We start from the raw sequence: 14,401 nt of genomic DNA on the forward strand, positions 1-14,401 counted from the left end.
TTCCGCTGTTCAGGCATGGTGTCGGTGTCGTCGCGGGAGGGTTCGGACGTTCAGTTCGTTCTCGGCGATACGGAGGTGGCCGGTGGCGTCGGTGATGGGGTTGCTGGAGGAGCGGGAAACCGCTGCCCGGGTGCGAGTGGAAGAGCTTCAGGCGGAAGCGGACCGAGTCCTGGCTGAACTCGGTGCGGCTGAAGCGGTGTTGGAACGTCGGTGATCGCTCGGGCGGAACTGAGCGAGGCTCTGGCCGTGGGCGGCGATTCGGCAGACGCGACCGTCCCTGAGGTGCAGGCTCCGGCGCCGCCCGTGGCCGAGGAACGCAAGGCCCCGTCCGCGGGGTCGATCGTGCCGCGGCGCGGGGAGGGGATGACTCTGCAGGCGCTCGCGCCGGATTACCGGCGGATCGTTGAGCTGGTGGAGTCCGATCCGGGCGACGGCGAGGGGGTGTCGGCGAAGGAGATCGCGGCCCGGCTGGAGCTGGAATTGGTGCCGGCGGAAATCGAGGGAGTGCGGTCCAGGATGAAGTGCCTGGTCGACCGGAACTGGCTGACGGCGTCGCCGTCGGGACGGTTCACGCCGCGGCAGCCCACCGCGACCGCTCGGGCTGCGGCCGGGAAGCCGGGCGGGCGAGACGGCGGCTCATGAGCATGGCCGGCGAGAAGTAGACGAACGCCTCGCTGCTGGCGGGAAGCGTCTCGAAGTCCCGCACCAGGCGCCGCGTGCGCAACAGCCACCCCAACGTGCGCTCTACTACCCACCGCTCACTCGTCTCGACAAGACCCAGGCGTTCCTGGACGCTTTGGATGTGCCGGCCGAACTCCGCCCGCTCGCTCCCGGTAGCGCGCCTGCACGCGAGGCACCGGAGCCCGAGCGTGAGGAAGCCGATCACTTGCGCTCGCTCGCCACAGAAGCGGCGCAGTCCTCCAGCGCGTTCGCCGCATTCATGTCGTCCAGCAACGTCAGCACAGACGAGCTTGAGCAGTTCGGATTCACTCTCGCCCTCTGACCCTCTGGTCTCCCCCCACCGGTCCGAGTCCGATCCGTTCTTGGCTTTGCCCTCTCCGAGGACCACGTCAGAGCGCCCCGTCCGCGGCTACGTGCGCCGCGCAGGATGCGGCATGGCCACCCACGGGCGTACGTGCCCTCTGGCTGGTACGCCCTTCAGAGGTCCACCGGAAAGAGTGAAAAGCACCTGCGCCTCGGCCTCTACTGCTCCCTGCCCTGCCTGATGCGCAACCAGAGGCGTCTTGAGGAATGCGCCTCAATTCACGCTGGGCGGCTGAGACTTCCCGCAGACGACCTCCAGCACTACGCAGACCTCCTCGAGCGAGCCCTGGGCGACTTGAATGAGGGCATGACCGTCCGCGAGGTCGGGGACAAGCACGGCATCCCCACGAAGACACTTCGAGGCTGGCTGGAGACCGCGATCATCAGCATCGGAGCCGACGACCGCTACAGCGGAACTGGTGCTGACACACGGCAGCCGCCCCCACTGAGCGCTGGACAGCTCCGCAGCCTCCGGCAGGGCAGGAGCCCCATCAGTGTCGTCAACGAACTGGCCCAGAAACAGATCCTCCGCGACATCGATTGGGAGGACAGCCGCACCGGACGAGCCCACAAACCGCTGTTCACGTTCTCCCTCACGGCCACCCGCGCGGACGATGGCAGCACCCTGCGCGCCGAAGGACGATCGACAACCAAAGCGGCCGCTCGGACGTCCGCCGCCGAGGACCTTGTCCAACAACTCGCCGCCGCACTGTCCTGGTGGGGCGCCCGCGCCGGCGGAGGTGCTCCGGACCGCAGTCAGCCTCGCGGCGGGCGAACGCCGGCAACTCGACGTCCCACGGCTGGGCCGTCCCGTCACGAACCCTTCCAGTGGTGAGAGTCTGTCGATCCTGTAGTACCCACGTGCGGGTGAGAATGAAGGGCGCCGTGGACCACTCTGAGACTCCGACGCGTTAGTACAGCGTGACCCCCAACGATTCCTGCACGAACGCCACCAGCGCCTGCGCGTGCACCCGGCCGGCCTTCATGGTTGAGGTGGACGGCTTCCTCTACGAGGCCGTGCCTGTCGCCGCCGACAGCATGCCTCGGTGCGCACACTGCGCCGCTCCCTACCAGGGGTCTTGGCGGTACGGCCAGGCTGTGCATCTCGACGACCCACGCGTGTGCGGCCAGCCCAAGAAGAATGGCCTGCCCTGCCAGTGGGACATCACTCGGGAACCGTGCCGTGCTCACCTGAGCCCGCAGGAGCGGGAGCATCAGCGTGCCAGGGAAGCCGCTGAGGCCGAGCAGCGTAAAGAGGAAGAACAGCGACGGCAGCGGGCCAACGCCGAACGGCGCGAGAACCTCATCGAGATCCTCTCCGTTGCCTGCCCTCACTGCGGCGCAGCCGCGGCCGCCTTGTGCCGAAGCCCGAAGGGCGTCCCCGTCCGGCCATTGCATCATGCACGACGCGCACTCGCGGGCATTCTGTGGCCCAAGGAGTTCGTTCTCGAGGAGTACTCCTTCCACTCAGGCAGAAAGGCTCCGGATCCTCCGCTGGACGGGGACCCCCGGGAGATCCTGGACCACCCCCTTCCGGACAAGACCGCACAGGCCGAGCCACGCTATGCGCGGGAACAACAGCAAGCGGCGGAACGAAAGCTACGCCGGGCTCGACGTGAGCTGTGGCTGGCCTCAGCCCCACGTAAGGACGCCGTCAGCGCACAAATGTGTCCCGCATGCGGCGCAGCACCCCACACACCATGCACCCCCCACGGACGGGGACGCGGCTGGCAGCCCCACACCGAGCGCGTCGATGCCGCCATGAAAGCAGACACCATGGACACCGATCTGGCCGAGGAGCAGACGGCGCAGCCACAGTGAAATCTCCACTTGCCGAACCCCGGACAACGGTGGAGTCAGGCGCCCGGCCACGTCGGCCGGAGCCCACCATTCGCTGCCGGGCAGCGGCTCCAGTCAGCGCTTCAGGTACGTCGTGCCGCCGGCCAGCGTCCTGACAGGCGAGCACCTCCTCCTCGCGGTTTCGGTGTTCCGGTGCACGCCGGTTCGTCAACCGGTGTTCGTCTGTGTCCCACGGCGTGTGACGTGCGACGTGACCGGCAGCCGTCCGGTTATCCAGCCTCTCGGCGAACAGCGCCTTCCCTCGTGGCGCCATACGTCGAATCGCCTGTTCAGAGGGCTCGCCAGGCAGCCCATCCCGGGGACTTTTCGGGGACTTTCTGGTCTGTCAGGGGGACTTTCCGGGGACTTTCTGCCGCCTAAACAGGCAAGGCCCCGAAAGACCAGAAAGGGCCCCCGACGCAGGTCAGAGGCCCTTTCCAGGGCAAAGTCCCAGGTGGCGGCGGACGAGTCGGCCTGTACGCCGGGTTCTGTCCCCCGGACTCTCCGCCTCCCGCTTCTCACCAACTCATACAGATGCTGTTCCCGGCTCTGCAGCAACCAGTCGGCCAGCGGCACCCCGCTCTGGCGGCGAGCTGCTATGCGGCGGACAGCCCACGAGCCCTCGTCAGTCACACAGTCGAAGTCCCGGATGAGTGGCGACGCAGCAAAAATCTCCCCCCGCAGACCACATTTGGCATGGCCGGAATTCCGAGCTACAACAACACCCCCTGGCGGGAAGACCTGTCGGGGACTCTCGGACGGATTGGTGTGGATTTGGCTACGGTCCTGGACAAGGGCGCTGGTGCACCTGGAAAGCGCTGGGTTGTCCGCTACCGGGAGCCCGGCGGGCGCAGTGCCCGGCAGCGCCAGAAGGCATTCGACCGCAAGAAGGATGCGGTGGACTTCGCCACGAAGGTGGAGAACGACAAGCGCGAGAACACGTACATCGACCCGAACGCCGGCAAGGTTTCCCTGCGTCGCTATACAGAGGACTGGCTCAACGGAGTGCTCATGTCGGGCGGCACCTGGGAATCGTACGAGCGCATCCTGCGGCTTCACGTCCTGCCGCACCTGGGGCGCAAGACGATCGCTCAGGTGACGGCCGCCGATGTGGAGGAGCTGTACGCGCGGTGGGCGAAGGGCGGGGCCAAACCGAACACTATCGACGCGCGCAGCATTGCACTGTCATCGCTCTTCTCCCACGCAGTGCGCCACTGGCGTATATCCAGCAACCCGGTCAAGGAAGCGGAGAAACCTGATAATCCGGTGGTTCCGGTCGACGAGCGCAGCCTTCCGAGCCTCGAAGAGATCAAGGCCATCGCGCACGCCATCGGACCGCGCTTGGAGCCTGCGGTGTGGCTGATGGCTTGCGGCGGTCTGCGTATCGGCGAATCACTTGGCGTCTTCCCGGAGGATTTTCAGGACGGACTGTTGCGCCTACGGCGCCAGGTCGTCCGGTATCGGGATGAGGACGGACTCTATGTGGCGCGATACGCGCCCTTGAAGCACCGGAAAGAAGGTGAATGGCGCGACGTTCCGGTGCCGGAATTCTTCACTGCCGTCGCCGATCGGTTGCCCATTCTCAACCAGCAAGGCGGGATGACATATCCCGGGCTTGTCCGCGCTTCTTGGGATCGGGCCATCAAGCGGCTGGGGCTCACGCAATACACACCCCCATGACCTCCGCCGCAAATGGGCGACCGTGACCTTGACGAACGGAGTGTCCATTCACGAGGTGTCCCGGTGGCTCGGACACCGGTCCATCAAGGTCACAGTCGATCAGTACGGCCACCTGCCCCAGGACGGCCGCGAGCGCTGCCGTCAGGTGGTGGCGACGACCTTCCGGGGCTATCTCCCGGAGGAGCTGGCGGTCGGTCTGGCGGCCTGACCGCTACCGGATTCCGAGCTCGCGCAGGACCCGGTGCTGACTTGGTGCTGGCTTAGCCGGGAAGTAGAGGTAGCAGACACCCCCAGAACCGCTCTTGACCTGGCCTTTTTCGTCATAGCGCTTCGTCCGCAGCCAGATGTTCTCGAACTGGCGGCGCCGGTAGATGCGCCGGACCGCCGCATTGTCGGGTGCGGCCGGGTCATGGGCGATGACGTCGCCGTCCTTGGTGAAGCCGATGACGGTCATCAGATGGCCGGGGGTGCCGTAGCCCGCGCCGTCGAGTTCGGTCTTGAGGAAGGACTGGGAGGTGATGACCGGGATGCCCGCGTGGATGAGGCGTTCGACGTCCGTGAGGGAGGAGAGGCGGGTGACGACGCTCTGCAGGTCCCGGTAGGTGGCGGCGTAGGCGGCGTTGAAGGGCCAGTTGCCGCAGCCGTCGTACTGGTAGTCGAAGGTGTAGCGGGCGGCGTGGCAGACCTGGGGGTCGGCGTAGTCGGGGTTGACCCAGGACAGCTGCTGCTGGGTGGGCCTGCGGCCCCAGTATTCGACGATCATCTGGGAGGAGGTGGGGCTGCACCAGGCCTCGCCCCCGTTGTCGTACTCCGGGTACTGGCCCTTGTGGATCTCCTGCGAGTAGCGCGGGACGGTCAGCTCGCGGCCGACCCGTCCGGGCTCGGACGCCGGCACCTCGAAGCGGTCGGGGAGGTCCGAGCCCATGGCACCCAGCCGCCAGACGGTGGGGGTGAGGGTGCCGCCGGGCTTGCGGTAGAGGGTGACGCGGAGCTCGTGGGAGGTCAGGCGGAGGCCGCTCGCCGGGGTGTCGATGGCGAAGGTGTCGGTCGAGATGCTGCTCTTGCCGTCCTTCTGGTCGTCGACGGAGGTGCGCCGGATGTCGGCGTCGCTGTCGCCGGAGGTCCAGCGGCCCATGACGTACCAGGGGGTGCGTCCGCCATCGGTATAGGTGCCGCGCAGTTCGACGGCGATCCACGTACCGGGCGGGGTGTGTGCGTTCCAGGACACGACGACCTCGGTGGCCGGGGCCCTGAGGCGGTGGACCGGAGCGGTCCAGGTGGCGTACTCCCAGGTGGCGGTCCTGCCGGTGTGCGGATCCTGGTAGTCGAACGTGCCGGCCGGGTGCGCCAGGCGGATGCCCGGCCGGGCGCCGTGCGCGAGGGCGGTGCCCTTGGCGTGGCCCTTGGTCCAGTCGGCTGTGGTGGTCCAGGCGTGATAGTCCACGAGGCTCTTCGATCGGCGCGCGGGGGCGTCCGGGGTGGTGGCGGTGGCCGGGGCTGCGGTACCGGCGGCGGGTCTGCGGGCGGCGTCGGCGGCCCGGGCCGAGGGGGCGGCGACACCCGCCACGGCGGCAAACGCGGCGGCCAGGACGGTGCGCCGGGGCGCGGAGCTGGTCATGGTGGAGGTCCCCCAGTCGGATGCGTACGAACGGGTGCGGAGGTCGGGCCGGGGCGGCGGGTGGGCACGGGCGGGTCAGCAGTGGCTCAACTATTCCCGTTGCAGGCCTGCTTCGGAAGGCGCTACGACGCGAGTCGCCGGAGGAATATTGGTGTGGACCACTGGCGTGAGGAGGGGCCTGGGCCCCGCGCGTACGCTGGCGCAATGGACCCTGACCTGGCTTCGCTCGCCGCCCGGCTGCGCACCGCGCCGCCCTCCTGCGGTCCGGTGCGGCTGGTCGCGGTGGACGGACACGCGGGTTCGGGCAAGAGCACCTTCGCCGAGCGGCTGGCCGAGGCGCTGGGCGGGGTGCCGGTGGTGCACACCGACGATCTCGCCACCCATGAGGAGCTGTTCGCCTGGAGTGAGCGGTTCGGTGCCCAGATCCTCGCGCCGCTGTCCCGGGGCGAGACGGCGCGCTACGGCGTCTATGACTGGGTGCGCGGGGAATTCACCGAGGAGCGTGCGCTCGCCCCCGCGCCGCTGGTCCTGGTCGAAGGGGTGGGCGCGGGCCGGCGGGCACTGCGGCCGTATCTGGTGTGCCTGTTGTGGATGGAACTGACGAGCGAGCACTCCTGGGAAAGGGGTCAACTCCGGGACGGGCCAGGGCTCTCCGCGTTCTGGAGTGGCTGGATTCCGGCGGAGCGCGCGCACTTCGCGGCGGACCCTTCACGCCCGTACGCCGATTTCCTGGTGCACCAGGGGCAGCTGGGATACGAGGTGGCCGTGGGACCTTCCGGAACACGATGAGCGGCCCCGCATTTCACGCTCCGTAGCCGACCGCGGCCGACGCGCCCGGCGACGCCGACAGGGTCCCGCCGAGTGCCTCAACTCGGCTTGACCTGGGGGGCGTACAGGACTTACGTTCTCAATGTGCGGTTCAACGGACCGCCCGCAGATGCGAAGCCCCCGGTTGTTCCCCCGTGATCGGGGGCTTCGTTCTGCCCAAAACCACCTCGTACCGCCGCCGAGCGCCGCTGATCCCTCACCCTGGGTCACCGCGTTCTTCGCGCCGTCGCACCGTGCCCGGCAGTCCGCTCTTGCCCCGTACCGCCCTCTACGGCCTGCACCGATCCCGCAGGTACGATGCGAGTCCGTGCCATCGCAGGCCAGGGACCGAGGTGTGCGCGGAGACGGTCAACTCCCGCCCGCCGTACGCCGGTTAGGGAGCCGCGACCGGGCACTCGCCCGGCGCCGCACGGGGGACGCATTGTGGGGGGACGGGATGGATTTCGGCACTCAGGGTTCGCCCGCCCCGGCCGAGCTCGCCTGGCTGCGCGCGGTCGACGCCTACACCGTGGGCGCCTATCCGCAGGCGGAGGAGGAGTTCCGGGCCGCGGTACGACTCGATCCGACGATGGCCGACGCCTGGCTCGGCCTGCATGCGCTGCGCGCCGACACCTCCCTCGCGCTGCTGCGGATGCACCGGCACCGCGACCGCTTCGGTGAGATGCGCGCCCGCCACCGACGCACCCTCAACTCCTGGTACTGGCTGGGCTGGTGGGTCCAGCCGGTGCTGGAGACGGGCCGCGATCTGCTGCTCGCGCACGCCTCCCACTGGCTCGACGGCCGCCATGTAGCCGAGCTGGACCAGGCACTGGCCGGCTGCCCGCCGGTCGACACCGACCCCCAGGTGCGCTTTCTGCACGCCTGCCGCGCCTATCTCGTCAAGGACTGGGACCAGCTCGTCCGGCACACCGAGCCGCTGCTCGGCGACCCGGTGCTGGGCATCGAGGCGGGGCTGTTCGGCGGCATGGCGCGGGTGCGGCTGGAGATGTACGGGCAGGCCGAGCCGCTGCTGTCGGCCGCGTTGATGCGCTGCCGCAGCGAGCAGCCGCAGCGCAAGGAGCTGCGTTACTGGCTCGCCCGCGCCCACGAGGGCACCGGCCGCAGCGCCGCGGCGCTCCCCCTCTACCGCGCCGTGCACCGGGTCGACCCGGCGTTCATGGACACCGCGGCACGGCTCGCCGCCATCGCGGAGGGGGACGGCCTGGACGAGGGCTCCGATCTGGCGACGGTCTCCGCGCCCGGCCTCGGCCAGGAGGCCGGCGGCGATCCGGATCCGCTGGCCCCGCTCGATCCGGTCGACGGTCGTGAGCTGCTGGTGACCGGCGAGGCGGACGGGCCGGAGGGCGAGGTGGGCGGCGCGCCCGCCGGGGGCGACGCGGCTGCCCGGGTCAAGGCGACGGCGCCGGTGCCGCGCGGTGCCGAGCGGCTGCCCGCCGGGCCCGCCGATCCGGTGCTGCTGGAGAAGGCGCTGGCGGAGCTGGAGCGGATGGTCGGCATGGAGCCGGTCAAGCGGCAGGTGCGGGCGCTGTCGGCTCAGCTGCGGATGGCGCGGCTGCGGGCGAGCCAGGGGCTGCCGGTGCAGCCGCCCAAGCGGCACTTCGTCTTCTCCGGGCCCTCCGGCACCGGCAAGACCACCGTGGCCCGGATATTGGGGCGGGTCTTCTACGCGCTGGGGCTGCTCGGCGGCGACCATCTCGTGGAGGCCCAGCGGTCCGACCTGGTCGGCGAGTTCCTCGGCCAGACCGCCGTCAAGGCCAATGAGCTGATCGACTCGGCACTGGGCGGGGTGCTGTTCGTCGACGAGGCGTACAGCCTGTCCAACTCCGGCTACAGCAAGGGCGACGCCTACGGGGACGAGGCGCTGCAGGTGCTGCTCAAGCGCGCCGAGGACAACCGCGACCGGCTCGTCGTCATCCTGGCGGGCTACCCGGAGGGCATGGACCGGCTGCTGGCCGCCAACCCGGGACTGTCGTCCCGCTTCACCAGCCGCGTCGATTTCCCCAGCTACCGGCCGCTGGAACTGACCGCCATCGGTGAGGTGCTGGCCGCGGAGAACGGCGACCGCTGGGACGAGGAAGCCTGCGAGGAGCTGTGCAGCATCAGCGGCCATGTCGTCGAACAGGGCTGGATCGACGAGCTGGGCAACGGCCGCTTTCTGCGCACCCTCTACGAGAAGAGCTGCGCCTACCGCGATCTGCGGCTCTCCACCTGGCGCGGCACCCCCACCCGCGACGACCTCGCCACCCTCCGGCTGCCCGATCTGATGCAGGCCTACGGCGAGGTGCTGTCCGGCCGCGGTCCGGACGTCCAGGGGCCGCCGAAGGGGCTGGATCTTTAGGGGATGTCCTGGGGCGGCCGGGCGATCAGGCTGCCGCCCGATGCGGCATGGCAGTCCGGGTGCCGTCGCCTTCTCCGGTGGGAGCGACAACGGACTTGTTGGAGGCCCCGCTCCCGCTCAGCGCGCCAGCGCCCGGTCCTCGGCCGGCAGCGGTGCCTCCTCGCGGGGCTCGCTGACCCGGTCGGTCGCGGTCCGGCGGTCGCGGGCGGCCGGGGCCCGGCGGTGGGCCGGGTCGCGGACCTCGCCGACCAGCATCTCCAGGACGTCCTCCAGCGCGACCAGGCCGAGCACCCGGCCGGTCGCATCGGCGACCGCCGCCAGATGGGAGGCGGCCCGGCGCATCGCCGTCAGCGCGTCGTCCAGCGGCAGTTCGGCGCGGAGCGTCGTCATCGGATGCCAGATGCGCTGGGGCACCGCGCGGTCCCGTTCCTCCAGGTCCAGGACGTCCTTGACGTGCAGATAGCCCATGTACGCGCCCCCGGGGGCGCACACCGGGAAGCGGGAGTAGCCGGTCCGTACGGTCAGCTCCTCCACCTGGCGGGGCGTCACGGTCGGTTCGACGGTGACCAGTGCCGCCCGGTCGAGGAGGACATCCGTGACGGGGCGGCTGCCCAGTTCCAGGACGTCCGAGAGCTGTTCCTGTTCGGCCGGCTCCAGCAGGCCCGCCTGCCCCGCGTCCTCGACGAGGTGGGTCAGCTGCTCGCTGGTGAAGACCGCCTCGACCTCGTCCTTCGGCTCCACACCGAAGATCCGCAGCACTCCGCGGGCGCAGGCCCCGAGCAGCGCGGTGACCGGGCGGCACAGCCGCGCGAAGGCGACCAGACCGGGGCTGAACCACAGGGCGGTCTTCTCCGGCGCCGCCATCGCCAGGTTCTTGGGGACCATCTCGCCGATGACGAGGTGGAGGAAGACCACCAGCGCCAGGGCGATGACATAGCCGAGCGGGTGGACCAGGGCGGCGGGGAGGTGAACCGCCTCGAAGAGCGGTTCCAGGAGATGGGCGACGGTCGGCTCGGCGACCGCACCGAGGGTCAGCGAGCAGACGGTGATGCCGAACTGCGCGGCGGCCATCATCTGCGGGAGGTTCTCCAGGCCGTGCAGCACCTGCCGGGCCCGGGTGGAGCCCCCGGTCGCCAGGGGTTCGATCTGGCTGCGGCGTACGGAGACCAGGGCGAACTCGGCGCCGACGAAGAAACCGTTGGCGAGCACGAGCAGCACCGCGAAGAGGAGCTGGACCAGCGTCACCGGGCCACCTCCGCGCCGATCACAACGGGCTCACGGGGCGCCTCGGGGGCGGCGGGCGCCGTGACGGTCGCGGTCCGGACGATCCTTATCCGCTCGGCGCGGTGGTGCGACACCAGCCGCACCCGCAGCCGCCAGCCCTCCAGTTCCGCGATGTCGCCGGGGGCCGGGATCCGGCCGAGTATGTGTGCCACCAGTCCTGCCACCGTCTCGTACGGTCCTTCGGGGGCGTCCAGGCCGATCCGCCGCAGGGTGTCCACCCGGCAGCCGCCGTCGGCGTCCCAGGCGGGGCGGCCCTCCTCGGGCGGGGCCAGGCCCAGCTCGGGCAGGTCCACCCCGTCGTGCTCGTCGCGGACCTCGCCGACCAGCTCCTCGATGATGTCCTCCAGGGTGACCACACCGGCCGTGCCGCCGTACTCGTCGACGACCACCGCGATCGGCTGTTCGCTGCGCAGCCGCTCCAGCAGCGGCTGCACCAGCAGCGTCTCGGGCACCAGCAGCGGCGGTACCGCGATCCGTGCCGCCGGGATGCGCAGCCGGTCGTGCGCCGGGACCGCCAGCGCGTCCTTGAGGTGCACCATCCCGACGATCTCGTCGAGGCGGGTGCGGTAGACGGGAAAGCGGGAGAGGCCGGTGGCGCGGGTGAGGTTCACCACGTCCTCGGCGGTCGCGGAGGCCTGCAGTGCGCTCACCCGGACGCGCGGTGTCATGACGTTCTCCGCCGTCAGATCGCCCAGCGAGAGGGTGCGCACGAACAGGTCCGCGGTGTCCTGCTCGAGCGCGCCCGCGCGGGCGGAGTGCCGGGCGAGCGAGACCAGTTCGCCGGGGGTACGGGCGGAGGCCAGCTCGTCGGTCGGCTCCACGCCCAGGGCGCGCACCAGGCGGTTGGCGACGGTGTTCAGCAGGGTGATCACCGGGCGGAAGAAGCGGGAGAAGGCCCGCTGCGGGCCGGCCACGACGCGGGCGACGGGCAGCGGCTTGGAGACCGCCCAGTTCTTGGGGACCAGCTCGCCGACGACCATCTGGACGGCGGAGGCCAGCAGCATGCCGGTCACCACGGCCGTGCCGGGGACCGCGCCCTGGGGCAGGCCGGTGGCCAGCAGCGGGCCGGACAGCAGCTCGGCCAGCGCGGGCTCGGCGAGCATCCCGACCACCAAGGAGGTGATCGTGATGCCCAGTTGGGTGCCGGACAGCTGGAAGGAGAGTTCCCGGAGTGCGGAGACGACGGTGTGGGCGCGGCGGTCGCCGTCGGCCGCGGCGCGCTCGGCGTCCGCCTTCTCGACGGTGACGAGTCCGAACTCGGCGGCGACGAAGAAACCGTTGGCCAGGATCAGGACGAGTGCCGCGGCGAGCAGCAGCAGGGGGCCGGTCATGCCGCCGCCTCCGTGGTATGCGGGGGTTGGGGAGGGGCGGCGCAGGTACTACAGGACGATCCGTCCATTGCCGGAGGGAGTCACTCCTCGGGTCGCAGTGGTCCCACTGAGGGGCGGGGCGCAGGGAGCGCCCCGGAGAACAGAGTAAACAGCGGGGCCCGGATTAGGGCAGGCTCACCCGGCCGTGTGGTCGACAGCACCATGCTTCTCGGTGAGGTCGCGCAGCGCACGGGCGTCCCGGATGGCCTGGTCCCGGGCGATGCCGGGCTGGATGCCCATGGCGGGCAGGCTGGTGCCGTCGGCGAGGTCGAGATGGACCCAGGGGTCGCCGGCCCGGAGGTTGACCCGCAGGACCTGCGCCCAGGCCAGTTCGCGCTTGGTGGTGAGGTTGACCACCGTGACGCCCTCCTGCCGCGCGACCACCTTCGGGCGGCCGAGCAGCAGAAGGACGGCCAGCACCAGCAGTCCGGTGAGGACGAAGCTCAGCCGCTCGCCGCCGCTCAGCTTCGGCAGCGCCAGCGCGATCGCCGTGAGGGCGGCGAGCTGGGCGAGGCCCACGGAGTACAGGACGACCCGGGTGCGGGTCGGCCGGAAGGTCACCGGCAGGCTGGGCAGGGGCGCGGACACGTCGTCGGTCTTCCGTCGTGGGTGATGCGGTGCGTACGGGTGGGTGGCCTGGAGCCGCGGATCAGAGCCGGCAGGCGTGGATGCCGGTGGTGAGGATCGCGCGGGCGCCGAGGTCGTAGAGCTCGTCCATGATGCGCTGGGCGTCCTTGGACGGGACCATCGAGCGGACCGCGACCCAGCCCTCGTGGTGCAGCGGGGAGACGGTCGGCGACTCCAGCCCCGGGGTGAGGCCGACGGCCTTCTCGACGTGCTCGACCCGGATGTCGTAATCCATCATCACGTACCGGCGGGCCACCAGAACGCCCTGCATACGGCGCAGGAACTGGCGGACCTTCGGGTCGTCGTCCGGTGCGCCGGTGCCCCGGATGACGACGGCCTCGGACTTCAGGATCGGCTCGCCGATGATCTCCAGGCCGGCGTTGCGCAGGGTGGTGCCGGTCTCCACGACATCCGCGATGATCTCGGCGACGCCGAGCTGGATGGCGGTCTCCACGGCGCCGTCGAGGTGGACGACGGAGGCGTCCACGCCGTTGTCGGCGAGGTGCTGCCGGACCAGGCCGGAGAACGAGGTGGCGATCGTCATGCCGCCGAACTCGGTGACGTCCTTGGCCGTGCCCGGACGGGTGGCGTAGCGGAAGGTCGAGCCGGCGAAGCCGAGCTGGAGGATCTCCTCGGCCGGCGAGCCGGAGTCCAGCAGCAGGTCACGGCCGGTGATGCCGATGTCGAGCTTGCCGGAGCCCACGTAGACCGCGATGTCGCGCGGGCGGAGGAAAAAGAACTCGACCTCGTTCTCGGCGTCGACCAGGACCAGTTCCCTGCGGTCCTTGCGCTGGCGGTAGCCGGCCTCATGGAGCATCGCCGACGCAGGCTCGGACAGTGAACCCTTGTTGGGGACAGCGATGCGCAGCATGAGAGCGATTTCCTTTGCAGCTAAGCGGTGTTGGGTGTGCGTGGGGGGGTGGATCAGAGGTGGGCGTAGACGTCGTCCAGGGAGATTCCCTTGGCGACCATCATGACCTGGAGGTGGTAGAGGAGCTGGGAGATCTCCTCTGCGGCGGCCTCGTCGGACTCGTACTCGGCGGCCATCCACACCTCGGCGGCCTCCTCGACGACCTTCTTGCCGATCGTATGGACACCTGCCTGCACCAGCTCGGCGGTACGGGAGGTGGTGGGGTCGCCGGTGGCGGCCTTCTGCTGGAGCTCGGAGAACAGCTCCTCGAACGTCTTCTTGGACATGATGGTGACCACCCTACGCGGTGGGGTTGCGGCGCCGCGCCGCGGCTCGGCCGAAGGGCGGCGGCGGGTACCGGGCGGGCCGTCAGCGCCAGGGCTCGGACACGGTCCGCAGCGTCGCGGCGGTGGCGACCGCGGCGGTGACCGCCTCGTGTCCCTTGTCCTCGGTGGATCCTTCCAGGCCGGCACGGTCCAGGGCCTGCTGCTCGGTGTCGCAGGTCAGCACGCCGAAGCCGACCGGTACGCCGGTGTCCACCGAGACCTGGGTCAGGCCCTGGGTGACGCCCTGGCAGACGTAGTCGAAGTGCGGCGTGCCGCCCCTGATGACCACGCCGAGGGCGACCACCGCGTCATAGCCGCGGCCGGCCAGGACCTTGGCGACGACCGGCAGCTCGAAGGTGCCGGGCACCCGCAGCAGCGTCGGCTCGTCGATACCGAGCTCGGTGAGGGCGCGCAGCGCGCCGTCCACGAGGCCGTCCATCACTTGCTGGTGCCACTGCGCCGCGATGACGGCCACCCGCAGGTCGCCACAGTTCTTTACGGTCAGTTCGGGTGCGCCCTTGCCGCTCACGGTTCTCC

At 70.2% G+C, this 14,401-nt stretch carries 15 protein-coding genes and 1 pseudogene; 8 read left to right on the forward strand and 8 right to left on the reverse strand.

Annotated features, from left to right (window positions below; translation table 11 throughout):
* The first annotated feature begins 210 nt into the window (after positions 1-210).
* A complete protein-coding gene (locus AB0C46_RS20390) occupies positions 211-642 on the forward strand; it encodes a hypothetical protein (protein ID WP_362829331.1) in 432 nt (143 codons plus the stop codon).
* Here AB0C46_RS20390 and AB0C46_RS20395 read toward each other — a convergent pair.
* Positions 569-757, reverse strand: a pseudogene (locus AB0C46_RS20395) (IS5/IS1182 family transposase); the annotation flags it as partial. The gene AB0C46_RS20390 and the pseudogene AB0C46_RS20395 overlap by 74 nt on opposite strands.
* Positions 758-802: 45 nt before the next feature.
* Here AB0C46_RS20395 and AB0C46_RS20400 point away from each other — a divergent pair.
* The 5 genes from AB0C46_RS20400 to AB0C46_RS20420 all read left to right on the forward strand — a co-directional run bounded on the left by AB0C46_RS20400 (position 803) and on the right by AB0C46_RS20420 (position 4,771).
* Positions 803-1,003, forward strand: a complete 201-nt coding sequence (locus AB0C46_RS20400) for a hypothetical protein (protein ID WP_362829332.1) — start codon at positions 803-805, stop codon at positions 1,001-1,003.
* 348 nt (positions 1,004-1,351) lie between these two features.
* A complete protein-coding gene (locus AB0C46_RS20405) occupies positions 1,352-1,879 on the forward strand; it encodes a double-stranded RNA binding motif domain-containing protein (RefSeq protein WP_362829287.1) in 528 nt (175 codons plus the stop codon).
* A gap of 263 nt (positions 1,880-2,142) precedes the next feature.
* Entirely contained in the window at positions 2,143-2,865 is a 723-nt protein-coding gene (locus tag AB0C46_RS20410) for a hypothetical protein (protein ID WP_362829288.1), read from the forward strand.
* A 714-nt stretch (positions 2,866-3,579) separates the two neighbouring features.
* The gene (locus AB0C46_RS20415) at positions 3,580-4,563 is read left to right on the forward strand and encodes a hypothetical protein (protein ID WP_362829290.1); all 984 of its coding nucleotides are present in this window, start codon (positions 3,580-3,582) and stop codon (positions 4,561-4,563) included.
* Positions 4,564-4,585: 22 nt separating this feature from the next.
* Positions 4,586-4,771 (forward strand): hypothetical protein, encoded by a 186-nt coding sequence (locus tag AB0C46_RS20420; RefSeq protein WP_362829292.1) that lies wholly within the window; start codon positions 4,586-4,588, stop codon positions 4,769-4,771.
* Positions 4,772-4,774: 3 nt separating this feature from the next.
* On the opposite strand, the gene AB0C46_RS20425 is transcribed toward AB0C46_RS20420, so the two are convergent.
* Positions 4,775-6,181, reverse strand: coding sequence for a peptidase C39 family protein (locus tag AB0C46_RS20425; protein WP_362829293.1), 1,407 nt, complete (start codon positions 6,179-6,181; stop codon positions 4,775-4,777).
* Positions 6,182-6,385: 204 nt separating this feature from the next.
* Between AB0C46_RS20425 and AB0C46_RS20430 the strand changes: the two genes are divergently transcribed.
* Positions 6,386-6,970, forward strand: coding sequence for a hypothetical protein (locus AB0C46_RS20430; RefSeq protein ID WP_362829294.1), 585 nt, complete (start codon positions 6,386-6,388; stop codon positions 6,968-6,970).
* Positions 6,971-7,445: 475 nt separating this feature from the next.
* Positions 7,446-9,347: an AAA family ATPase gene (locus AB0C46_RS20435; RefSeq protein WP_362829296.1), complete on the forward strand. Its 1,902-nt coding sequence runs from the start codon at positions 7,446-7,448 to the stop codon at positions 9,345-9,347.
* A 117-nt stretch (positions 9,348-9,464) separates the two neighbouring features.
* On the opposite strand, the gene AB0C46_RS20440 is transcribed toward AB0C46_RS20435, so the two are convergent.
* From AB0C46_RS20440 to ribH, 6 genes are all read right to left on the reverse strand, one after another.
* Positions 9,465-10,592, reverse strand: a complete 1,128-nt coding sequence (locus AB0C46_RS20440; protein ID WP_362829297.1) for a hemolysin family protein — start codon at positions 10,590-10,592, stop codon at positions 9,465-9,467.
* Positions 10,589-11,962 carry a hemolysin family protein gene (locus tag AB0C46_RS20445; RefSeq protein ID WP_362829298.1) on the reverse strand — a complete coding sequence of 458 codons (1,374 nt, stop codon included), beginning with the start codon at positions 11,960-11,962 and terminating at the stop codon, positions 10,589-10,591. Before AB0C46_RS20445 ends, AB0C46_RS20440 begins: the two co-directional genes overlap by 4 nt.
* Before the next feature lie 174 nt (positions 11,963-12,136).
* Complete coding sequence (locus tag AB0C46_RS20450) at positions 12,137-12,589, reverse strand: PH domain-containing protein (protein ID WP_362829299.1); 453 nt, start codon at positions 12,587-12,589, stop codon at positions 12,137-12,139.
* A gap of 61 nt (positions 12,590-12,650) precedes the next feature.
* Positions 12,651-13,499, reverse strand: a complete 849-nt coding sequence (hisG, locus tag AB0C46_RS20455) for an ATP phosphoribosyltransferase (protein ID WP_030080817.1) — start codon at positions 13,497-13,499, stop codon at positions 12,651-12,653.
* A 53-nt stretch (positions 13,500-13,552) separates the two neighbouring features.
* Positions 13,553-13,825 carry a phosphoribosyl-ATP diphosphatase gene (locus AB0C46_RS20460; RefSeq protein WP_026169269.1) on the reverse strand — a complete coding sequence of 91 codons (273 nt, stop codon included), beginning with the start codon at positions 13,823-13,825 and terminating at the stop codon, positions 13,553-13,555.
* Positions 13,826-13,907: 82 nt separating this feature from the next.
* Positions 13,908-14,393, reverse strand: coding sequence for a 6,7-dimethyl-8-ribityllumazine synthase (ribH, locus tag AB0C46_RS20465; RefSeq protein WP_018087562.1), 486 nt, complete (start codon positions 14,391-14,393; stop codon positions 13,908-13,910).
* Between the last annotated feature and the right edge of the window lie 8 nt (positions 14,394-14,401).

Origin of the sequence: Streptomyces sp. NPDC048637 (genome assembly GCF_040650675.1) — a bacterium.
In the GTDB taxonomy this organism is placed as follows: domain Bacteria; phylum Actinomycetota; class Actinomycetes; order Streptomycetales; family Streptomycetaceae; genus Streptomyces.